We start from the raw sequence: 20,696 nt of genomic DNA, 5'->3' as shown, positions 1-20,696 counted from the left end.
ATGACTGCACGGCAGTCGCCGCGCCTTGTTCGCACGCAAAAGCGACTCGAGCGCGAGCGTGTACATGGACCAGGGTTTCCCTGGTACGAGGTTGTAGTCCTGCTTGTGGTTTCGGGCGTTTTCGAGCAGTCGGGCACGCACCGAGGCGGCGGGGTTTTTGGGACTCACGTCAGGCTCTCCAGATAAGGGCGCATGACATTGCCGACCCGGCACAGCCTGGCAAACTGCCAGAGTTCGTCCATGCGCACCCGCTTCTCACTCCAGGCCTCGCGCAGGGCCTCCAGAGCGACATCCAGGCCAATCTTGTTGCGGTACTTGAAACAGTCCGCGACCGTCCTGGCAATACCGGTAACGCGTACCGGAACCCCTTCGATCAAGTGTTCCTCGACGCCTTCGGCAAGAAGAGGATCGGAAAAGCGGACAATACGCAGGGCCGGGTAGTCGATCCGGGGAGCGCGGGCCTTGTTGGGGATGGCAAGCCAGACCTCGAATGGCGACTGGGTGGTGAGATTATGGAAACGCAATGCCGAGAGCAGGCACACCACCGCTCGCGGATGCTTGCGCGCGGTCTCGGCCAGCGCGGTGTGTTCCGAGACAGGACGGTCCGGCAGCGCATAGAGGCCGCGCGCAACCCGCGCGAGCATGCCCTGACGGACGAGACGCGTCAGCGCAACTCTTGGCAGGCCCAGTGGTTCCAGGTCGCGCGACCGGATCAGTCCGCGTTTGCGCGCGAGATCGAGGATGGCTTCTGCGCTATTGCCCATGCCGGCATGCTGTTCCGTTATGACGGTAGAAGTCAATCACTACCGACAAAAAGAAACACCCTGATTGTCCACGACCGCGAGCGACGGATACGGTGCGGCGTCGCAGATACGACGCAGATCACGGTATCCACGGGCAGGATACGGCGGACGCTTATGGGGAGGATGGTGCTACGGGAAAGATAATGGTGGCCGGGGACGGAATCGAACCGCCGACACGGGGATTTTCAATCCCCTGCTCTACCAACTGAGCTACCCGGCCATACTGCGGGGGGATTCGTCCTGCGGACGAAGGGCGGTATTAAAGCGGCCCGGCGCCGCCACGTCAAGCATGCCGGGCCGGTCGCCGCTGAAAAGCCCGGATCAGGAGGCGTTCGGGTCGACGAAGCCTTCCGGCTTCTCGGAGCCTTCCCCGAACAGGAACTTTTCCATTTCCTCTTCCAGGAACTTGCGCGCCTTGGGATCGACCGGGGTCAGGCGGTATTCGTTGATCAGCATGGTCTGGTGGCTCAGCCAGGCCTGCCAGGCCTCCTTGGACACGTTCAGGTAGATCTTCTTGCCCATCTCGCCGGGATAGGGCGGGAAGTCCAGGCCTTCGGCCTCTTGCCCGAGTTTTACGCAGTTAACGGTTCGTGCCATTGCCGGGATCCTTGTCGTCGTGCAGATAACGCTGGATGGGGGCCGGGATGCCGACCGCCCGTGATGTGCCGGGTTTATACCAAATCACCCTGTCGCCTTCCATGATCCCACACGCGCCAGCCGGGAGGTCGAAGGGGCGGATGCGCAGATCCAGGCGGTAGTGGCTGAAGCTGTGCTGCAGACCGTGATCGGTGGCGGCCGGCGCGGCGCCGGGCCACTGGGCCAGCACCCAGTCCTCCAGGGCTTCGGGGGTTTCGGCCTCGGGCAGGCTGTAGAGCCCGCCCCATATGCCGTCCTGCCCGCGCTGCACCAGGGCGATGCCCTCGGGCGCGCGCAGGCAAGCGGCCCAGCGGGTGCGGGTGGGCAGGTCGCGGCGTGGCCGGGGCGAGGGCAGCGTAGCGGTCAGGCCCTGCTGCGCGGCACCACAGTCCTGATGGACGGGGCAGGCGTCGCAGTCGGGCCGGCTGCGGGTACAGAGCAGGGCGCCCAGGTCCATGATGGCCTGGGTGTAGTCGGCACAGCGCGTAGTCGGGGTGCGCGCCTCGGCCTCGGCCCACAGCTCGCGCTGCACGGCCGGGCTGCCGGGCCAGCCGTGGATCGCGGCGTGGCGCGCGAGCACGCGCTTGGCATTGCCGTCCAGGATGGCCTCGGGCACATCATGCGCCTGGGCGATGATCGCGGCGGCGGTGGAGCGGCCGATCCCGGGCAACGCCTCCAGGCCCTCGCGGCGAGCGGGGAAGACACCCCCGTGCTCCGCGACCACCACCTGCGCGGCGCGGTGCAGATTGCGCGCGCGGGCGTAGTAGCCAAGCCCCGACCACTGGTGCAGCACGGCATCCTGCGGCGCCGCCGCGAGGCTTTGCACGTCGGGGAAGCGCTCCATGAAGCGGAGGAAGTAGGGGACGACGGTCTCCACCCGGGTCTGCTGCAGCATGATCTCGGAGACCCACACCCGATACGGCGTGCGCGGGTGCTGCCACGGCAGATCCTGGCGGCCGTGGCGGTCGAACCAGGCCAGCAGTCGCTCGGCGAAGGCGTTCATGGATGGGCCGGGCATGGCGGCGCCCGCCCGGGAGGCGGGCACCGGCGGTGATCAGCGGCTGCGGAAGCGGTCCAGGAGCCGGTCGGACTCCCGTTCGATGCGCTCGCGGGCGCGATCTTCTTCCTCGTCCAGGCGTTCGCGGACGCGTTCCTCTTCCTCGCGCACCCGCTCGCGGGCCTCGTCCTCGTAGCGACCGCGCAGGGCGTCCTCCAGGTCGAGACGGAAGCTCGGGTCGGTGAAGGTCCCGCTGATGCGGATGGGCAGGGTCACGCCGCGCAGGTCGTCCAGTTCACGGCCGCCCTGGCCTTCCAGCGTGCCTACCACTGTCGTGTTCACGCGGTAGTCGAGGGTGTCGTCGTTCAGGTCGGCCTGGCCTTCGCCGCGCACCCGCAGCAGGGGCGAGCTGGCGGCGAGGTCGTCGTTGCGGACCACGCCGTCGCGAATGGTGAAGCTGCCGGCGAGTTCGCTGAAGTCGGTCTGGTTGGGCTCGTCCTCTTCCAGCTGTTCGCCGCGCAGCCGCGCCTCGGCGCGGCGGATGATCTGGGCCACGTTGATACCGCGCACCGCGCCGTCCTCGAAGCGCATGTTGCCGGAGCCGTTCAGGGCCCCTTTCAGCTCGCTCAGCAGCTCGCCGCGGGTGCTGATGTCCAGCTCCAGGTTGCCGGTGCCCATCAACCGCGCGTCATCGCCCTGGAAGTCCTCCAGCAGGGCGCCAATATCCAGGCCCTGCAGGTCGGCGGCCAGTTCGTAGCGCGGGGCATCGTGGCGGGCGTCCAGGCGCAGGCGGCTGGTCAGCTCGCCGTCGTAGGCGGCGGCGTTCAGCGGCTCGATGTTCCAGTCGCCCGCCTCGCCCCGGATCTGCAGTTCGATGTTGCGCAGGACCATGCCCATCACGTCCAGGCGGTCCAGCGCAGCGCGGCCGTCCACGTCGACGCTGCGCAGCGCCTCCAGCGGCAGTTCGATGGCGAAGTCCTCGTCGGCATCGCGTTCGCCGTTGCCGTTGTCGGTACGCGCCTCTTCCACCTCCGGCGGCAGGTAGCGGTCGAGGTTCAGGCGTTCGCCGGAGACATCGAAGGTGATCTTCGGGCGCTCACCGCGGCCATCCCAGCCGGCGGAGCCGCTCAGCATGGTGTCGTCCACGGTCACCAGGAACGGGGACATCTCCAGGGCCTGGAAGCTGCCGCTGGCCGAGAAATCGAACGCGACGCGCGCCAGCGCGTCGGGGTCGTTGGTCTGCGGCGCCTCCAGGCCCAGGTCGGTCAGCACGTCCTTCAGGTTGACGGTGTTGGTACGCATCTCGGTGCGCACCTGCGGCACTTCGCCATCCAGATCGGACAGCTCGGCGAACCCGGTCAGACGCAGATCGGAAACCCCCAGCGTCAGGCGTTCGAAGCGCAGGGTCATGGCGTCGGCCATCTCCAGCCCCACGTCGCTCTCCAGCGTCATGCCGACGGCGCGCGGCAGGCCACCGCCATCCAGGCCCAGGGTCGCGTTCAGACGGCGCACGGAATAGCGCTCATTGAGCAGGTCGACGTTCATCAACCCGCCCAGATCAAGGGCTAGCTCCACCGGTTCGGCCAGGTCGCCGCCCTCGGCACGCACGACCGCCTCCAGATCAAGGCGCGTCTCGATACCCGGGCGGAAGCGCCCGACCTGCAGCTCGAACGGCTCCAGGGTCGCCTGCATGCCGGACTCGCGGTCATCCCAGTGCACGCGGGCGTTGGTCAGGGAGATCCCGGCCACGTCGATGCGCTGCAGGGCCAGACGGGTCTCGGTCTCGGTGCGCTCGTCGTCATCCGCGCCCACGGCCTCGTCGCGGGCGGCGCCGGCGTGATCCAGCAGGTCGTCCCAGTTGTTGCGGCCCTGTTCGTCGCGCGCCAGGTTCAGGCGCACACCGTCGGCCTCCACGCGCTGAACCTCCAGCTCGCGGCGCAGCAGTGGCATTACCGCGACCGCGACATCCACCACATCGACCTCGGCGAACGGCTCGTCGCCGAAGCCCTCGGCGTTGCCGAAGCGCACCTCTTCCAGGCGCAGCCCGAGGCTGGGGAACAGGGTCAGACCGATCGGCCCGGACAGGGTCAGTTCACGGCCGGTGGCCTCCTGCACCTCGGCCTCGATGCGCTCCTTGTAGTCATTGGCATCGAAGGTGACCAGCAGGTACGCGGCCACGATGATGGCCAGCAGGATCAGGACGGCAATCAGGCCCAGCAGGCGCTTGATCCATTTCATTCGGAATCTCCTTTCGGTTCGGCCCGCCAGGTGCCACTGCGGCCCCCGCGTTTCTCCAGCAGGCGAACACCATCAATTTGCATGCCGCGATCCACGGCCTTGCACATGTCATAGACCGTCAGCAGCGCGGTGGACACGGCGGTCAGCGCCTCCATCTCCACGCCAGTCTGCGCGTGCACCTCGCAGGTGGCCTGTACGCGCACGGCGGTGTCTTCCGTCTCCAGCTCCAGGGCCACCCGGGTCAGGCCGATCGGGTGGCACAGCGGGATCAGGTCGCCGGTCTTCTTGGCCCCCATGATGCCAGCCACCCGGGCAATGCCGAGGACGTCCCCTTTCGCATGGCGGCCTTCGCGGATGCGCTGCAGGGTATCCGGCTGCATATGGATGCGCCCCTCGGCGACCGCCACGCGGTGGGTGACGGACTTTTCGCCGACATCGACCATGTGCGCATGGCCTGCGGCATCGAAGTGAGTGAATTCGTTCATGATGGCTATAATGCTTGACTCGCAGCCATGTTTACAGGGGCCGGAATGACCGTACACGTTCACTATTTCGCGCGTCTGCGCGAGGAACTGGGCCGCCCGAACGAAGAGGCGGAACTACCCGCCGGCGAAACGACCGTTGGCGGGCTGTGGCAGCACCTCCATCAGGAGGCCCCGCCGGAACGCCTGATGGCCGCGGTCAATCAGGAACAGGCCAGCCTGGAGACGCCGGTGCGCGACGGGGACGAGGTCGCCTATTTTCCGCCGGTAACCGGGGGCTAGGGTGGCGGTCGAGATCCACACCGACGACTTCGACCCCTGGGAGATCGTCCGGCAGGCCGAGACGGCCATCCCCGCGAACGCGCGTGGCGCCGCCAGCGTGTTCGTCGGCCGCATGCGCGATTTCAACGAGGACGAGGACGTGACCGGGCTGTTCCTGGAGCACTACCCGGGGATGACCGAGCGCGAGCTGGAACGCATCGTCGCCGAAGCCGAGGCGCGCTGGCCGCTGCTGGGCTGGCATGTGGCCCACCGCGTGGGCGACGTGCGCCCCGGCGACGCCCTGGTGCTGGTGGCGACCTGGTCGGCCCACCGCGTGGCCGCCCGCGACGCCTGCAGCGACATCCTGGAACGCCTGAAGCACGAGGCCCCGTTCTGGAAGCGCGAGACCCTCACCGACGGCACCCAGCGCTGGGTGGAGAAGAACACCCCGGGCTTCTGAACCGACCGGTCGGAGTGGGCATTGTGGGTGTGCCCTTGTGGGAGCGGGCCTGCCCGCGAAGCCCCCGCCCGCGTCCGGCTTTGGCAGGAGCATTCGCGGGCAAGCCCGCTCCCACAAAAGCCGTCGCCGGTAGTGATCTCACCTACCTCAGGGTGAGGTAGAGGGTCTGGTTGCCGCGGCGCAGCTGCAGTTCCAGGGTCTGGTGGGCGGCCAGTTGCTGCGGCAGGTCGGCCAGGCGCTCGATGCGCTGGCGGTTGATCGCCAGCAGCACGTCGCCGGGGCGCAGCCCGGCCCGCGCCCCGGCGGTGCCGGGCTCCACCGCGATGACCGCCACGCGGCTGCGGCCGTCGTTTCCTGTGGTCTCGGACAGGCGTACGCCGTCGAGCCGCGGGTGGATGGCCGCCCCCTCGATGCGCCGCTCTTCCGGGCGATCCAGTCGCGCGACGATCTGCCGTTCCGTCCCGTCGCGCAGGATGTCCAGATCCACCTCGGACCCGGCGCGCAGCAGGCCCAGGCGGTTGCGCAGGTCGCTCGCGCTGCGCACCGTCTGGCCGTCCACCCGCAGGACGATGTCGCCGTGGGCCAGGCCGGCGCGCTCGGCGGCCGAGCCGCGCACCACGCGGGTGATCACGGCGCCCTGCGAGAGGTCCAGACCGAAGGCCTGGGCCAGCGCCGGGGTGAGGTCCTGCATCTCCACGCCCAGCGCGCCGCGCTCGACCCGACCCTCGGCCAGCAGGTGCTCCTGGATCTGGCTGGCCATGTTGGCGGGGATCGCGAAGCCGATGCCGATGTTGCCGCCGCCCCGCGCGAGGATGGCGGTGTTGATGCCGACCAGCTCGCCGCGCAGGTTGACCAGCGCCCCGCCGGAGTTTCCCGGGTTGATGGAGGCATCGGTCTGGATGAAGTCCTCGAAGCCGGCGCCACCCAGGCCGCTGCGGCCCAGGGCGCTGACGATGCCGCTGGTCACGGTCTGGCCGAGGCCGAAGGGGTTGCCGATAGCGACCACGAAGTCGCCCACGCGCAGGGCGTCGGAGTCGGCCAGCGGGATCGCCTTCAGGTCCTCCGCGTCGATGCGGATCACGGCGACATCGGTGGCCGGGTCGGTGCCTACCACCTCGGCCTCGTACTGGCGGCCATCAAAGAGCGTGACCAGGATGGTGTCGGCGCGGGCGATCACGTGGCTGTTGGTCAGGATGGTGCCGGCCCCGGCATCCACGATGACCCCGGAGCCCAGGCCCTGGCGCTCGCGTTCACGCGAACGCTCGGGGACATCGAAGAAACGGCGGAAGAAAGGATCGTCGAACAGCGGGCTGACCGACTCCACCACGCGGGCGCGGGTGGCGATATTGACCACGCCGGGGATGGTCCGCTCGAGCATCGGTGCCAGCGATGGCAGCGGCTGGCCGTCCACCGCGGCCGGTAGCTGGGCGGTGGCCGGTGCGGCCCCGAACAGGGTCAGGGCCAGGATCAGGAGGGGAACAAGCCGACGCATGGGCGCTCCTCGAACGGGGTTCCGGTTATCAGGGCGCCAGGTTGGCGCGCGGGGCGAAGGACGACTTCTCGGCCATCTTGCGGTACCAGTCGCCGGCCTCTTCCTCCGGCGGCACCTGCACCATCAGCTTCAGGTAGAGATCCCCCGGCGGCTTGCCCGGCAGGCCCTTGCCCTTCAGGCGCATCTGCTTGCCCGACTGCGAGCCGGCCGGAACCTTCAGATTGACCCAGCCATGCGGCGTGGGGACCTCGATGGTCGCGCCCAGCGCGGCCTCCCAGGGCGTGATCGGGATCTCGCGGTAGAGGTTGCGGCCGTCCAGGGTGTAGCGGCTGTCCGGCTTGACCCGGATCTCCAGCAGCAGGTCGCCGGCGCCGCCACTGCCGACCCCCGGGTCGCCCTGGCCGCGCACGCGCAGGCGCGAGCCGTCCCGGGCCCCGGCGGGGATGCGCACGCGCTGTACCCGGCCCTCGGCATCGTTGACCGACACCTCGGTGCCCTTGAGCGCCTGATCCAGAGTGATCTCCACCCGGCCCTCGCGGTCGGCCCCGCGCATGTTGAAGCCGGCCCCGCCCGAACGGCGGCGACCACCGCCCATGCCGCCGCCACCAAAGATGGAGTCGAAGAAGTCCGAGAAGCCGCCGAAGTCGGCCCCGGCTCCGGCGCCCCCGCGGGCCCCGCCGTGCTGGGTCCAGCCGTCCCAGCCGGGCGGCGGGCGGAAGTCCTGGCCCTGGCGCCAGTTGGAACCGAGCTGGTCGTAGGCCTTGCGCTTTTCCGGATCGCCCAGGGCCTCGTAGGCCTCATTGACCTCCTTGATGCGAGTCTCGGCGTCCGGGTCCTTGCTGACATCCGGATGGTACTTGCGCGCCAGCTTGCGGTAGGCCTTCTTGATCTCGTCCTGGCTGGCGTCGCGGCTCACACCGAGGATCTTGTAGTAGTCCTTGTATTCCATTGCGTTCCTCGAACGATTGCGTCCTCGGGTGACACCCGGATCCCGCCTGCGGTCATGGCGATCATGATAGCCGGGATGCGGCTGTCACCCAGGGAGACACGAAACCGCGCCTCCTCGGGGCCTAAAAAACCGGGCGCCACCACGGGAAGCCCCGGGGCAGCGCCCATGTTGCGCCCGGTCAGGGATATCCTGCCGGGCCGGTGGGGCCGGATCAGCTCTCGATCTGGATCCGGCGCGGCTGCACGCGGGCCTGCTTCGGAATGCGCACCTCCAGCACGCCGTTCTCGCTGCGCGCGGAGATGTTCTCGGCGTCGGCTGTATCCGGCAGCGAGAAGCGGCGGAAGAAGGTGCCACGCACGCGTTCGATGCGCTTGTAGCCGTTCTTCTCCTCTTCGCTGTCGTGCTTGCGTTCGCCGCGCAGGGTCAGCACGCCGTTCTCCATGTGCAGCTCGATATCCTTCGGGTCCACCCCGGGGATATCGGCATGCAGCACGTAGGCATCGGTCTCTTCGCGGATATCCACCGCGGGGGCCCAGTCGGAGGTCGCGGCGGAGTCCTCGGTGCCGGGCATGTCCGGCATGCGACCGAGTTCGCGCGACAGTTGGCCGAGCAGGCTGAACGGTTCGTAACGGGTCATGGTCATGGCGTTCCCTCCTTGTGCGGGTGTCATCTGACTCACCCATAGACGTAGGGACACATCCCGCGTTTTCAAGGGCCTGGGGGCATACCCGTTACGCGAGACGGCGAAAATCGCGCAGCTTGTAGTCGTCGTCGGTGACCAGCTCGAACACGCCGTGCACCCCGCGCTGATCCAGGTGGCTGCGCAGCAGCCGGGCGGGGAATTGCACGCTCTCGCCGCTGTCGGCCTGGGCGAAGACCACTGCGGCGCGACCCGTGTAGTAGTCCTCCATCTCCTGGCGCGAGATGGCCAGACGCAGGCGAAACCGGCGCATGGGCTATTCCAGGTTCTGCACCTGCTCGCGCAGCTGCTCGATCAGGACCTTCATCTCCACGGTGGCGCGGGTGATCTCCAGGTCATGCGACTTGGACGAGATGGTGTTGGCCTCGCGGTTGAACTCCTGCATCAGGAAGTCGAGCCGCCGCCCGCTGGGGCCACCCTGTTCCAGGACCTCGTGCACGGCCGCCACATGGCCGTCGATGCGGTCCAGCTCCTCGGCGATGTCCATGCGCTGGGCCAGCAGGGCGACTTCCTGCTCCAGACGCTTCGGATCCAGATTCAGGTCCAGCTCGTGAATCCGGGCGAGGATGCGGCCGCGCTGCTCGTCCAGCATCGGCTGGCGCCGCGCGCGAATCGTCCGGGCGTGCTCGGCGAGTGCGTCCAGGCGCGAGCGCATGCCGTCGGCCAGGGCCGCGCCCTCGGTCGTGCGCATCGTGACCAGGGCCTCCAGCGCGTCGTCGAAGCCCGCCAGCAGGGGCTGCGCGAGGCTCTCGCCGACATCGGCGTTGCCCTGGAGCACACCCGGCCAGCGCAGCACGTCCAGCGGCGAGACCGGCGCCGGGTTCGGCATCATGCGCTCGATGGAGGCGCAGGCCCCGATCAGCGCCCGGACGCGCTCGTGATCGAAGGCCTCCGGGGCGTTGTCGGCCTGGCCACGGTCGCGCAGGACCGCATCCACCTTGCCGCGCGCCAGGCGGGCCTTCAGGCGGCTGCGCACCTCGGCCTCCAGCGAGCGCAGGTGATCGGGCAGGTGGACGCGCAGCTCGAGATAGCGGTGGTTGACGCTCTTCAGCTCCCAGTCGAACACGCCCGCGTCCAGGCTCATCGCGTGCCGGGAGAATCCGGTCATACTGGTGATCATGCGTCCCTCCATGGTGATCCCTGCTGCGTGTGGCGGTGGCGGCCCGTATACTGCGCCCCACCCAAATCTAGCAAGGATCACAGCATGCGACCCAGTGGCCGAACAGCCGACGCAATGCGCCCCGTGCGTTTTACCCGCCATTTCACCCGCCACGCGGAGGGTTCCGTACTGGTGGAGTTCGGGGACACCCGGGTGCTGTGCAACGCCACGGTGGAGTCGCGCGTGCCACCGTGGCTGAAGAACAAGGGCCGCGGCTGGGTCACCGCCGAATACAGCATGCTGCCGCGCTCCACCCATGACCGCATGGTGCGCGAGGCCGCGCGCGGCAAGCTGGGTGGCCGCACCATGGAGATCCAGCGCCTGATCGGCCGCTCGCTGCGCGCGGTGGTGGACCTGGAGGCCATGGGCGAGCGCCAGATCATCGTCGACTGCGACGTGATCCAGGCCGATGGTGGCACCCGCACCGCCTCCATCAGCGGGGCCTACGTCGCCCTGTACGACGCCATCCGCAAGGCGCGTGAACAGGGGCTGATCCGCAAGGATCCGCTGCACGGCCAGGTCGCCGCGATCTCGGTGGGCATCTGCGGCGGTGAACCGGTACTCGACCTCGACTACGATGAGGACTCGCAGGCCGAGACCGACCTGAACCTGGTGATGAACGAGGCCGGGGGCGTGATCGAGATCCAGGGCACAGCCGAGGGCCACGCCTTCCGCCGCGACGAGCTGGACCAGATGCTGGACCTGGGCGAGAAGGGCATCCAGGAGATCTGCGAGGCCCAGCGCGCCGTGCTCGCAGAGGGCTGAACCATGAGTGAGGCGCGCCGCGTCGTCCTGGCCACCGGCAACCCCGGCAAGCTGCGCGAGATCCGCGCCCTGCTGGAACCGCTGGGGCTGACGGTCGAGGCACAGTCCGAGCACGCCGTGCCCGAGGCCGACGAGACTGGCCTGACGTTCGTGGAGAACGCGATCCTCAAGGCGCGCAACGCCGCCCGCCACACCGGACTGCCGGCGATCGCCGACGACTCCGGGCTGGAGGTCGATGCCCTGCACGGCCAGCCGGGGATCTACTCCGCGCGCTATGCCGGCCCCGATGGCGACGACGCGGCCAATAACGCCAAGCTGCTGGAGGCACTGGCCGGCGTCCCGCCGGAACAGCGCGGCGCACGGTTCCGCGCGGTCGTGGTGTACCTGGAGCATGCCGAGGATCCGGCGCCGATCATCGCCCAGGGGGTGTGGCCCGGGCGCATCGCGGAACAGGCCAGCGGCGCCGAGGGCTTTGGCTACGACCCCCTGTTCTTCGTGCCCCAGGAGGGCTGCACCTCGGCCGAGCTGCCCCCGGAGACCAAGAACCGCCTGAGCCATCGCGGTCAGGCCCTGCAAGAACTCGGGGGCGCCCTGCGCGAGCGCATGGGCAACCCGCCGGCCTGACAACCCACGCCGTCCGGCACCGGGGCCACCCGGAGAGATCGCCACGGCGCTGCGCGCCTCGTGATGACGGGGACTTCCCGTCGTTGCGAGGCTCCACAGGGGCCGTGGCAACCTCCCGACGACACCCCGGCGCATGTTCGGACCCGCGTCGGGGCCAGGCCGGGGAGATCGCCACGCGCCTGCGGCGCTCGCGATGACTGTGCTTCCTGTCCCCGTCATCGCGAGGCGCGCAGCGCTGTGGCGGTCGGCAGGGGACCACCGGCGCGCAAGGCCGCAATGGCGGGACTGGGTCCTTTCGACGCCACCCGCCCCCTCGCCTATGCTTCGCACATGACTGCCGCGCTGACCCATCCGCCGCCCCTGGCGCTGTATGTGCACCTGCCCTGGTGCGTGCGCAAGTGCCCGTACTGCGACTTCAACTCGCACGAGCCGCGCGGCGAGCCGCCCTTCGATGACTACGTGGACGCGCTGCTGCGCGACCTGGAAGGCCAGCTGCCGGATATCTGGGGCCGGCGGCTGGAGAGCGTCTTCATTGGCGGCGGCACCCCCAGCCTGTTCCCGCCGGAGGCGCTGGATGCTCTGCTTTCCGGCCTGCGCGCCCGGCTGCCGCTGCGACCGGACTGCGAGGTAACGCTGGAGGCCAACCCCGGGACCGCCGACCGCGCCTACTTCCGCGGCTACCGCGAGGCGGGGGTCAACCGGCTGTCGCTGGGCATCCAGAGCTTCGACGACGCGATGCTCGCGCGCCTGGGGCGCATCCACGGTGCGGCGGAGGCCCTGAGCGCGGTGGAGCATGCCCGTGCCGCCGGCTTCGAGGCCATCAACCTGGACCTGATGTTCGGTCTGCCGGGGCAGTCGGTCGCGGCCGGGATCGCGGATCTGCAGGCGGCGATCGAGCAGGACCCGGGACATATCTCCTGGTATCAACTGACCCTGGAACCGAACACCCTGTTCGCGGCGCGCCCGCCCGAGCTGCCGGAGGATGCGACGATCGAGGAATTGTTTGCCCGCGGCCAGTCCCATCTGGCGGCGGCTGGCTATACTCGATACGAGGTATCCGCCTATGCACGTCCGGGGCAGGAATGTCGGCACAACCGCAACTACTGGACCTTCGGCGATTACCTCGGCATCGGGGCCGGGGCCCACGGCAAGCTGACGCAGGTCCATCAGGGCGCGATCCTGCGCCGCATGAAGCCGCGCCAGCCCGAGGCCTGGCTGGCCGCGCCGCAGACGCACAAGGATCAGGCCGTAGACACGGCGGAGCGGCCTTTCGAGTTCCTGCTGAACGCGCTGCGGCTGGTGGAGGGCGTGCCGGCCGCGAGCTTCGAGGCGCGCTGCGGCCTGCCACTGGCGATGCTGGAACCCGCACTTTCGGAACTGCGCGCGGACGGGCTGCTGGTCGCGGATCCGGAACGGCTGCAGGCCACGGAACGGGGCCTGGCGTTTCTCAACAACGTGCTGGAACGTTTTCTTCCGGAAGGGACGCCGCAGGACTCGGTTGCCACGCCGATCGCCTGGCCCGCAGGCCGGGAGGAGGGTCGATGATGCGTCCCGTCGAGTTTGTCGGTTTTGCCTGCCCCTGGTGCGGCGAGCCCGGCGAGACCACGGTGGACATGGTCAGCAACGACCGCGAGTGGATCGAGGACTGCGCGGTGTGCTGTGCCCCGATCGTGTTCCGCCGCGAGGATGCCGGCGACGAGGAGATCCCGCGCATCGAGGCCCGACGGGAGGGCGAGTGAGCGAAGCGCCGCCCTATACCCCGATTGCCTGCGAGCGCTACTCCGAGCTGGAGCTGGCGATCGTGCGCGGGCAGTTTCTGCGCACGCACTGGCGGCGCGGCGAGATGGACCGGATCGCGATCGTGCGCCCGCTGGACCTGCGCACCCGGCGCGGTGCCGAATACCTGATCCTGCGCGACACCGCGGGCCGCCGGCAGTGGTGGCGCCTGGACCGCCTGATCAGCTTCGAACCCGTCTCGGGCTAATCATTCACCACAGAGCACACAGAGAACACAGAGGAATTCAATGCAAGCTCTGCCGTCGGCGACCGCCGGGCTCGGCAGGGAGACTCTGGCATAGGGCCGGCTCAGGGGATCATCCAATGAGCCCGCCCACAATGCGCCACGCATAACGTCTTGGTGTGCCGCACTCTGCTATCGGTGCGGCCTTCCTTTCTCCGTGTTCTCCGTGCCCTCTGTGGTGCAGTCAACCAACGGGGACGACGGGTCAGCTGCGCTTCATCTGGTCGAAGAATTCGGAATTGGTCTTGGACGACTGCATGCGGCCGAGCAGGAATTCCATGGCCTCGATGTCGTCCATGCCGTGCAGGAACTTGCGCAGGATCCAGAGCTTTTGCAGCTCGTCCGGGGCGGTCAGCAGTTCCTCGCGGCGGGTGCCGGAGCGGTTCACGTTGATCGCCGGGTAGATGCGCTTCTCGGCGATGCGGCGTTCCAGGTGCACCTCCATGTTGCCGGTGCCCTTGAACTCCTCGTAGATCACTTCGTCCATCTTGGAGCCAGTATCCACCAGCGCGGTGGCGAGGATGGTCAGGCTGCCGCCCTCTTCCACGTTGCGCGCGGCGCCGAAGAAGCGCTTCGGGCGATGCAGGGCGTTGGCGTCCACGCCGCCGGTCAGCACCTTGCCGGAGCTCGGCGCCACGGTGTTGTAGGCGCGCGCCAGGCGGGTGATGGAGTCCAGCAGAATGACGACGTCGCGCTTGTGCTCGACCAGCCGCTTGGCCTTCTCGATCACCATCTCGGCGACCTGCACATGGCGCTGGGCCGGCTCGTCGAAGGTGGAGGAGACGACCTCGCCCTGGACCATGCGGTCCATCTCGGTGACCTCCTCCGGGCGCTCGTCGATCAGCAGCACGATCAGGTAGCACTCGGGGTAGTTCGCGGCGATGCTCTGCGCGATGTTCTGCAGCATCAGCGTCTTGCCCGCCTTGGGCGGGGAGACGATCAGGCCGCGCTGGCCCTTGCCGAACGGCGCGACGATGTCGATCACGCGGGCGGTGATGTCCTCGGTGGAACCGTTGCCGCGCTCCATGCGCATGCGCTCGTTGGCATGCAGGGGGGTCAGGTTCTCGAACAGCACCTTGTGCTTGGCGTTCTCCGGCGGCTCGAAGTTGATCTCCGAGACCTTCAGCAGTGCGAAGTAGCGTTCGTTGTCCTTGGGCGGGCGGATCTTGCCAGAGATGGTGTCCCCGGTGCGCAGGCCGAAGCGGCGGATCTGGCTGGGCGAGACGTAGACGTCGTCCGGGCCGGCCTGGTAGGAGCTGTCGGCGCTGCGCAGAAAGCCGAAGCCGTCCGAGAGGATCTCGAGGACGCCGTCGCCGTAGATGGCCTCGCCGCTCTTGGCGTGGGCCTTGAGCAGGGCAAAGATGATCTCCTGCTTGCGCGCGCGGGACATGTTCTCGATGCCCTTTTCTTCGGCGAAGGCCACGAGATCGGCAGCGGACATCCGCTTCAATTCGGTCAGATTCATGCGTGGGGTGCTGTATTCAACGTGGATGATCGGCGACCGGGGGTGGCCGCACGGATTGACTGGAAGGAGGCAGGGAATGGCCTGGCGGCCACTCGAACTCGTTCGATGGTAAGCGAGGCGGCGGCGCGGGGCAAGCCCGGCGAAGCCATGCGCCTGCTGGGCCTGGCGGCGGACCGCCAGGCGCGGATATTACAGGTGCTGGTCCAGGAACGCGGTCAGCTGCGACTTGGACAGGGCACCGACCTTGGTGGCCTCGACATCGCCGCCCTTGAACAGCATGAGCGTCGGGATCCCGCGGATGCCAAACTTCGGCGGCGTGGACGGGTTCTCGTCGATGTTCAGCTTGGCGACCTTGACCTTGCCGGCGTATTCTTCGGCGATTTCGTCCAGAATGGGCGCGATCATCTTGCAGGGACCGCACCACTCGGCCCAGTAGTCCACCAGGACGGGCTGGTCGGCCTTCAGGACGTCCTCGTCGAAACCGGCGTCCGATGTGTAAACAATTTTGTCGCTCACTCCGAGCCCTCATGACTTGGGTTGGGGGAACAGCCCGCACCGCCGGCTGCTCGGCCTTACTATCGACGATCAGCGCCGGACAGTTCAAGTAACAGGCAGCACCCGAGGAACCCGATGACCGAAACCGCCCAGGACACGCCCCGCTTCGACCAGCTCGATCTGCCCGAACCCGTCCAGGCGGGCATCCGCGCCACCGGTTTCGAGACCTGCACCCCGATCCAGGCGCAGACATTGCCGATCGCCCTGGCCGGGCGCGACGTCGCCGGCCAGGCGCAGACCGGGACCGGCAAGACCGCGGCCTTCCTGATCGCGACCTTCAACCGGCTGCTGCGCCAGGCGCCCTCGCCGAACCGCCGCCCCACGGACGTGCGCGCCCTGATCCTGGCGCCGACCCGCGAACTGGCCATCCAGATCCACAAGGATGCCGAGTCGCTGGGCGCGGAGACGGGGCTGAAGCTGGCCCTGGCCTACGGCGGCACCGGCTATGACACGCAGCGCGAGCAGCTCGAGGCCGGGGCGGACATCCTGATCGGGACACCGGGGCGCATCATCGACTACTTCAAGCAGAAGGTCTTCGGCCTCAAGTACACCGAAGTGGTGGTGCTGGACGAGGCCGACCGCATGTTCGATCTCGGCTTTATCAAGGATGTGCGCTTCCTGATGCGCCGCTGCGCACCCCCCGGCGAGCGCCTGTCCATGCTGTTCTCGGCCACGCTGTCCTACCGCGTGATGGAGCTGGCCTTCGAGCACATGAACAACCCGGAGAAGGTCCAGGTCGAGGCCGAGACCCTGACCGCGGACCGCGTGCGCCAGGTGATCTACTACCCGGCCAACGACGAGAAGATCCCGCTGCTGCTGGGGCTCGCGCGTGACCTGGAGCCCGAGCGCGCGATCGTGTTCGTGAACACCAAGCATGGCGCCGAGAAGGTCTGCGACTGGCTGAACGCGAACGAGCAGAAGGCCGCCCTGCTGTCGGGGGACGTGCCACAGCGCAAGCGCCAGACCCTGCTGGAACAGTTCGCCTCCGGGGAGTACCGCTTTCTGGTGGCGACCGATGTCGCCGCGCGCGGGCTGCACATCCCCGCGGTCAGTCACGTCTTCAACTTTGACCTGCCGCAGTCCGGCGAGGATTACGTGCACCGCATCGGGCGCACGGCCCGCGCCGGCGCCGAGGGCGACGCGATCAGCTTCGGCTGCGAGGACTCGGCCTTCTACCTGCCGGACATCGAGAGCTATCTGGGCGAGCGCATCCCCACCGCGAGCGTCGACCCCGAGCGGCTGTTCCAGGATGCCGTGAAACCGAAGCCGCGTCCGCGCAAGCCGCGCGACGATCGGCGCGGAGGTGGCCGGGGTGGCCCGCGCTCCGGCGGCGGGCGCCCGCAGCGCGGCGGCCGAAACTGACGCAGACGCGCCGCACCGGGCGCAGGGGAAAATGGTGCCGGCGAGAGGAGTCGAACCTCCGACCTATCGATTACGAATCGATTGCTCTACCAACTGAGCTACACCGGCGAAGCGCGACATGATAGCGGGGGCCGGGATCGACCACAATCCGGCGGGGCCGGACGACCGGATTCAGGAGCGCCGGCTGCCCACACGGATGACGACATCCACACCCTGCAGTTCCTTGCCTTCCGGCAGCGGGGGCAGGTCGGAGATGTCGATCCGCGCCGGGTCCACGTCTTCCAGTTCCCCGGTATCGGTATGGAACAGGTGGTGGTGCGGATTCAGGTTGGAGTCGTAGAACAGCTTCGCGGGGTCGATCAGGACCTCGCGTACCAGGCCCTTCTCGGCGAACAGATTCAGGGTGTTGTAGACCGTGGCCTTGGAGACCCGCGAGGAATGCCGCACCAACTGCGCGAGGATCTGCTCGGCGCTGAGGTGCTGATGGCGGGCGAACATCACGCGGGCAATCTCGACGCGCTGCTCGGTCGGGGAAATCGCATGTTCGCGCAGGAGCTCGCGCGCCGCTTCGACCGACAGCAGATCCGGATTGTGGGAGTCGGTGTTCATGATTCCGAAGATATAACAGGGCTCTGGAGCAAGTCCATATCCCGCCCCGGAGACAGGTCAAGGCGATCGATAGGGCCGGGAAGCCTGATAGAATAAGAAAAGATGGAGCGGGTGATGGGAATCGAACCCACATTAAGAGCTTGGGAAGCTCCCGTTCTACCATTGAACTACACCCGCTTGAGCCGGCGATTGTAGGCCTTGTCGGCCTCCGGCTCAACGGCCCTGAACGCCGGACGAAGAACCATGCAGATCCAGCTGAACGGCGAACCCTTCGAGCTCCCCGACGATCGCGAGGCCACGCTGGCCACGCTGATCGAGGCACGCGGCCTCGGTGGCCGGCGCCTGGCAGTGGAGGTCAACGAGGAGCTGGTGCCGCGCAGCGAACACGCCGCGCACCCGCTGTATCCCGGCGATCGCGTGGAGATCGTGCAGGCGATTGGGGGCGGATGAGTCCGAGCCCCCGTCCGTAACTACTTTCAACGAAGGAATTACCATGACCGAACCGGCCGCCGCGTCTGCCGACGATCTCTTCCGCGTGGGCTCGCGCGAGTTCACCTCCCGCCTGCTGGTGGGCACCGGCAAGTATCGCGACCTGGACCAGACCCGCGATGCCATCGAGGCCAGCGGCGCGGAGATCGTGACCGTCGCGATCCGCCGCACCAACATCGGCCAGAATCCGGACGAACCCAACCTGCTGGACGTGATCTCGCCGGAGCGCTACACGCTGCTGCCGAACACCGCCGGCTGCTTTACCGCCGAGGACGCGGTCCGCACCTGCCGCCTGGCACGCGAGCTGCTGGACGGGCACAACCTGGTGAAACTGGAGGTGCTGGGCGACGAGAAGACCCTGTACCCGGACGTCTTCGAGACCGTGAAGGCCGCCGAGACCCTGGTCGCCGAGGGCTTCGACGTAATGGTCTACACCACCGACGACCCGCTGCTGGCGAAGCGCCTGGAAGAGATCGGCTGCCTGGCGATCATGCCGCTGGCCGCGCCGATCGGCTCCGGACTGGGCATCCAGAACCGCTACAACATCCGCGAGATCGTCGAAAACGCCACGGTCCCCGTGCTGGTGGATGCCGGCGTCGGTACCGCATCGGATGCCGCCATCGCGATGGAGCTGGGCTGTGACGGCGTCCTGATGAACACCGCCATCGCCGCCGCCGACGACCCGGTGATGATGGCCTCGGCCATGCGCCACGCGATCATCGGCGGGCGCCAGGCCTTCCTCGCCGGGCGCATGGCGCCACGCCGCTACGCCTCGGCCTCCTCGCCGCAGACCGGCCTGTTCTTCAGCTGAACATGGACGAAACGATCGATTCCGCTTCCGACGGCAGGCCGTTCTACCGGCGCATACGCAGTTTCGTGCGCCGCGAGGGCCGGCTGACGCCGGGCCAGCAGCGCGCGCTGGACGAACTGCTGCCGCGCTTCGGCCTGCAGCTCCCGGAGCCTGCCGCGCCGCTGGATCTGGCAGCGGTGTTCGGGCGCACGGCACCGGTCACGCTGGAGATCGGCTTCGGCGACGGCGAGAGCCTGGCCGAGCAGGCGGAACAGCAGCCGGAACGTGACTTCATCGGCACCGAGGTGCACCGGCCCGGGGTCGGGCATCTGCTGCGCGAGGTGGAACAGCGCGGGCTGACCAATGTGCGCGTCAGCGACGCCGATGCGGTGGAACTGCTGGAGCACTATCTGGCGCCGGGCAGCCTGGACTGCGTACAGGTGTTCTTCCCCGACCCCTGGCACAAGAAGCGCCACCACAAGCGGCGCCTGATCCAGCCGGCCTTCGTGCGTCATCTGGCGACGCGTATCCGGCCGGGCGGGCGGCTGCACCTGGCCACCGACTGGGCCGAGTACGCCGAGCACATGATCGCGGTGATGCAGGAATGCGCGCCGTGGTTCGCGCAAGACGGCCCGGTTCCGGCCCCGGGTCGGCCACCGGAACGCCCGGTGACGAAGTTCGAGCGCCGCGGGGTCGGCCGCGGCCATCAGGTCGCCGATCTGCTCTACCGGCGGACGAACGAACCCGCCTGAGGCCTCAGGGAAACACTGATTTCAGGGTTTCCCTGAGGCGTTCTTGACCACCAGCACCGGGCACTCGGCCCCGCCGATCACGCGCTCGGAGACGCTGCCCATCAGCAGGCGCTTGAGGCCGGTGCGGCCATGGCTGCCGAGCACGATCAGGTCGCGCTGGTCGCGCCGGGCGATCTCCACCAGCGCGAGCTCCGGCCGGCCTTCCTCGGTGGTGGCATCCGCCTTCCGGCCCTGCTCGCGCGCCTCGCCCTGCAGGCGCTGAACCGCCTCCACGCCCTCCTGGCGGCGCTCGTCGCTCTGGCCCGGTACCGCCACCGTGGCGATCGTCAGGGGCAGGTCGCAGTAACCCGCCAGCTCGATCGCGGCCCGTACCGCCTGGTCGCCCAGGTCGGAGCCGTCGGTCCCGACCAGCAGCCCGCGGTGCGGGGCCTCGGCACCGCGCGGGACGACCATCACGTTGCAGGGCGCCAGACCGATTACCTTGCGCGTGGCGTCGCCCACCATCAGGCGTGACAGATCGCCCCGGTCACGCCGGCCGATCACGATCAGGCCGGCCTTGTACTCCTCGGCAATGGCGACGATCTCCTGATGCCGGTCGACCCCGTGGCGCAGGATCATCGAGGCGTCGATGCCCGCCTCGCGGGCGCGCTTCTCCAGCGCATCCAGATCGGCCTGGCCGGCCACGCTCGCCTCGTGGCTGCGCGGCGGCGACAGGGCGTCGTGCTGGGTGTCCGTTGGAATGATGCGGGCGACCACCAGGCGCGCGCCGCAGCGCTGCGCCAGGTCCAGCGCCACATTCTCGGCGGCTACGCTGAATTCGGAACCATCCGTCGCCAGGACAATGGTCTCGAAACGGCACAGCGGGGCATCGGATTCGGACATACGGGGTCTCCACCTGGACTTTTTGCTCAGCATAACCGACATGCCGGCAAACGCCAGCACGGCGAGTGCCATGGCGCAGCCATCCACGGCGCGTTTTTTGCGTCCGTGCCCGCGGGATGAAATAATCCCGCGCTTTCAAGGGAAAGGCGGAACCCGTTTCCTCCGACCCGCCTCGGCGCCCGCGCCCGGCGCGCGTCCCCTTCGGC

Annotated in this window: 25 protein-coding genes and 3 tRNA genes; 11 read left to right on the top strand and 17 right to left on the bottom strand. The window is 68.4% G+C overall.

Annotated elements, in window-relative coordinates; genetic code table 11:
* Positions 1–164: 164 nt before the first annotated feature.
* The 6 genes from F793_RS0100860 to moaC form a co-directional block, all read right to left on the bottom strand.
* The gene (locus F793_RS0100860) at positions 165–764 is read right to left on the bottom strand and encodes a type IV toxin-antitoxin system AbiEi family antitoxin domain-containing protein (protein ID WP_018866576.1); all 600 of its coding nucleotides are present in this window, start codon (positions 762–764) and stop codon (positions 165–167) included.
* Between the two features lie 183 nt (positions 765–947).
* A tRNA-Phe gene (locus tag F793_RS0100855) sits at positions 948–1,023 on the bottom strand.
* 101 nt (positions 1,024–1,124) lie between these two features.
* Positions 1,125–1,400, bottom strand: a complete 276-nt coding sequence (locus F793_RS0100850; RefSeq protein ID WP_018866575.1) for an oxidative damage protection protein — start codon at positions 1,398–1,400, stop codon at positions 1,125–1,127.
* Positions 1,384–2,442 (bottom strand): A/G-specific adenine glycosylase, encoded by a 1,059-nt coding sequence (gene mutY / locus F793_RS0100845; protein ID WP_018880981.1) that lies wholly within the window; start codon positions 2,440–2,442, stop codon positions 1,384–1,386. Before mutY ends, F793_RS0100850 begins: the two co-directional genes overlap by 17 nt.
* 51 nt (positions 2,443–2,493) lie before the next feature.
* Positions 2,494–4,674 (bottom strand): AsmA family protein, encoded by a 2,181-nt coding sequence (locus F793_RS0100840; RefSeq protein WP_018881937.1) that lies wholly within the window; start codon positions 4,672–4,674, stop codon positions 2,494–2,496.
* Entirely contained in the window at positions 4,671–5,159 is a 489-nt protein-coding gene (gene moaC, locus F793_RS0100835) for a cyclic pyranopterin monophosphate synthase MoaC (RefSeq protein WP_018881938.1), read from the bottom strand. Before moaC ends, F793_RS0100840 begins: the two co-directional genes overlap by 4 nt.
* 45 nt (positions 5,160–5,204) lie before the next feature.
* Here moaC and moaD point away from each other — a divergent pair, with 45 nt between their 5' ends.
* Positions 5,205–5,438, top strand: a complete 234-nt coding sequence (moaD, locus tag F793_RS0100830; protein ID WP_018876739.1) for a molybdopterin converting factor subunit 1 — start codon at positions 5,205–5,207, stop codon at positions 5,436–5,438.
* Between the two features lies 1 nt (position 5,439).
* A complete protein-coding gene (locus F793_RS0100825) occupies positions 5,440–5,877 on the top strand; it encodes a molybdenum cofactor biosynthesis protein MoaE (RefSeq protein WP_018881939.1) in 438 nt (145 codons plus the stop codon).
* A 142-nt stretch (positions 5,878–6,019) separates the two neighbouring features.
* Here F793_RS0100825 and F793_RS0100820 read toward each other — a convergent pair whose 3' ends face one another.
* From F793_RS0100820 to F793_RS0100800, 5 genes are all read right to left on the bottom strand, one after another.
* Positions 6,020–7,369 carry a DegQ family serine endoprotease gene (locus F793_RS0100820; RefSeq protein WP_018881940.1) on the bottom strand — a complete coding sequence of 450 codons (1,350 nt, stop codon included), beginning with the start codon at positions 7,367–7,369 and terminating at the stop codon, positions 6,020–6,022.
* A 28-nt stretch (positions 7,370–7,397) separates the two neighbouring features.
* On the bottom strand, positions 7,398–8,318 hold the full coding sequence (locus F793_RS0100815; protein WP_018880194.1) for a DnaJ C-terminal domain-containing protein: 921 nt from the start codon (positions 8,316–8,318) through the stop codon (positions 7,398–7,400).
* 211 nt (positions 8,319–8,529) lie between these two features.
* A complete protein-coding gene (locus tag F793_RS0100810; RefSeq protein ID WP_018867691.1) occupies positions 8,530–8,961 on the bottom strand; it encodes an Hsp20/alpha crystallin family protein in 432 nt (143 codons plus the stop codon).
* Positions 8,962–9,049: 88 nt separating this feature from the next.
* Positions 9,050–9,271, bottom strand: a complete 222-nt coding sequence (locus F793_RS0100805) for a DUF2835 family protein (RefSeq protein WP_018881941.1) — start codon at positions 9,269–9,271, stop codon at positions 9,050–9,052.
* Between the two features lie 3 nt (positions 9,272–9,274).
* Positions 9,275–10,138, bottom strand: coding sequence for a YicC/YloC family endoribonuclease (locus F793_RS0100800; protein WP_018881942.1), 864 nt, complete (start codon positions 10,136–10,138; stop codon positions 9,275–9,277).
* An 84-nt stretch (positions 10,139–10,222) separates the two neighbouring features.
* Here F793_RS0100800 and rph point away from each other — a divergent pair, with 84 nt between their 5' ends.
* The 5 genes from rph to F793_RS0100775 all read left to right on the top strand — a co-directional run bounded on the left by rph (position 10,223) and on the right by F793_RS0100775 (position 13,550).
* Positions 10,223–10,942, top strand: coding sequence for a ribonuclease PH (gene rph, locus F793_RS0100795; RefSeq protein ID WP_026280346.1), 720 nt, complete (start codon positions 10,223–10,225; stop codon positions 10,940–10,942).
* Positions 10,943–10,945: 3 nt separating this feature from the next.
* Positions 10,946–11,566 (top strand): RdgB/HAM1 family non-canonical purine NTP pyrophosphatase, encoded by a 621-nt coding sequence (rdgB, locus tag F793_RS0100790; RefSeq protein ID WP_018881943.1) that lies wholly within the window; start codon positions 10,946–10,948, stop codon positions 11,564–11,566.
* A 276-nt stretch (positions 11,567–11,842) separates the two neighbouring features.
* Positions 11,843–13,111, top strand: a complete 1,269-nt coding sequence (gene hemW / locus F793_RS0100785) for a radical SAM family heme chaperone HemW (RefSeq protein WP_018880974.1) — start codon at positions 11,843–11,845, stop codon at positions 13,109–13,111.
* Positions 13,111–13,305 carry a CPXCG motif-containing cysteine-rich protein gene (locus F793_RS0100780; RefSeq protein WP_026279307.1) on the top strand — a complete coding sequence of 65 codons (195 nt, stop codon included), beginning with the start codon at positions 13,111–13,113 and terminating at the stop codon, positions 13,303–13,305. Before hemW ends, F793_RS0100780 begins: the two co-directional genes overlap by 1 nt.
* The gene (locus F793_RS0100775) at positions 13,302–13,550 is read left to right on the top strand and encodes a transcriptional antiterminator, Rof (protein WP_018867684.1); all 249 of its coding nucleotides are present in this window, start codon (positions 13,302–13,304) and stop codon (positions 13,548–13,550) included. Before F793_RS0100780 ends, F793_RS0100775 begins: the two co-directional genes overlap by 4 nt.
* A gap of 241 nt (positions 13,551–13,791) precedes the next feature.
* On the opposite strand, the gene rho is transcribed toward F793_RS0100775, so the two are convergent.
* Positions 13,792–15,051, bottom strand: coding sequence for a transcription termination factor Rho (gene rho, locus F793_RS0100770; protein WP_018867683.1), 1,260 nt, complete (start codon positions 15,049–15,051; stop codon positions 13,792–13,794).
* 189 nt (positions 15,052–15,240) lie between these two features.
* Positions 15,241–15,567, bottom strand: a complete 327-nt coding sequence (gene trxA / locus F793_RS0100765; RefSeq protein WP_018867682.1) for a thioredoxin TrxA — start codon at positions 15,565–15,567, stop codon at positions 15,241–15,243.
* A 114-nt stretch (positions 15,568–15,681) separates the two neighbouring features.
* Between trxA and F793_RS0100760 the strand changes: the two genes are divergently transcribed.
* Positions 15,682–16,968, top strand: a complete 1,287-nt coding sequence (locus F793_RS0100760) for a DEAD/DEAH box helicase (RefSeq protein ID WP_018880972.1) — start codon at positions 15,682–15,684, stop codon at positions 16,966–16,968.
* Between the two features lie 32 nt (positions 16,969–17,000).
* Here F793_RS0100760 and F793_RS0100755 read toward each other — a convergent pair.
* The 3 genes from F793_RS0100755 to F793_RS0100745 all read right to left on the bottom strand — a co-directional run bounded on the left by F793_RS0100755 (position 17,001) and on the right by F793_RS0100745 (position 17,754).
* Positions 17,001–17,076: transfer RNA gene (locus F793_RS0100755), tRNA-Thr, on the bottom strand.
* Between the two features lie 63 nt (positions 17,077–17,139).
* Positions 17,140–17,577, bottom strand: a complete 438-nt coding sequence (locus F793_RS0100750; RefSeq protein ID WP_018881944.1) for a Fur family transcriptional regulator — start codon at positions 17,575–17,577, stop codon at positions 17,140–17,142.
* A 103-nt stretch (positions 17,578–17,680) separates the two neighbouring features.
* A tRNA-Gly gene (locus F793_RS0100745) sits at positions 17,681–17,754 on the bottom strand.
* A 66-nt stretch (positions 17,755–17,820) separates the two neighbouring features.
* Between F793_RS0100745 and thiS the strand changes: the two genes are divergently transcribed.
* From thiS to trmB, 3 genes are read left to right on the top strand one after another with little or no spacing between them, the layout of a single operon-like run.
* Entirely contained in the window at positions 17,821–18,027 is a 207-nt protein-coding gene (gene thiS, locus F793_RS0100740; RefSeq protein ID WP_018867679.1) for a sulfur carrier protein ThiS, read from the top strand.
* Between the two features lie 43 nt (positions 18,028–18,070).
* Positions 18,071–18,877, top strand: coding sequence for a thiazole synthase (locus tag F793_RS0100735; RefSeq protein ID WP_018881945.1), 807 nt, complete (start codon positions 18,071–18,073; stop codon positions 18,875–18,877).
* Between the two features lie 2 nt (positions 18,878–18,879).
* Entirely contained in the window at positions 18,880–19,608 is a 729-nt protein-coding gene (trmB, locus tag F793_RS0100730) for a tRNA (guanosine(46)-N7)-methyltransferase TrmB (RefSeq protein WP_018881946.1), read from the top strand.
* A gap of 21 nt (positions 19,609–19,629) precedes the next feature.
* Here trmB and F793_RS0100725 read toward each other — a convergent pair whose 3' ends face one another.
* A complete protein-coding gene (locus F793_RS0100725; RefSeq protein WP_018867676.1) occupies positions 19,630–20,490 on the bottom strand; it encodes a universal stress protein in 861 nt (286 codons plus the stop codon).
* Between the last annotated feature and the right edge of the window lie 206 nt (positions 20,491–20,696).

The sequence above is a fragment of the Thioalkalivibrio sp. ALE22 genome (assembly GCF_000381445.1).
In the GTDB taxonomy this organism is placed as follows: Bacteria; Pseudomonadota; Gammaproteobacteria; order Ectothiorhodospirales; family Ectothiorhodospiraceae; genus Thioalkalivibrio.
The sequence above is the reverse complement of the archived record's forward strand: the minus strand, read 5'-3'. Positions and strand labels throughout refer to the sequence as shown.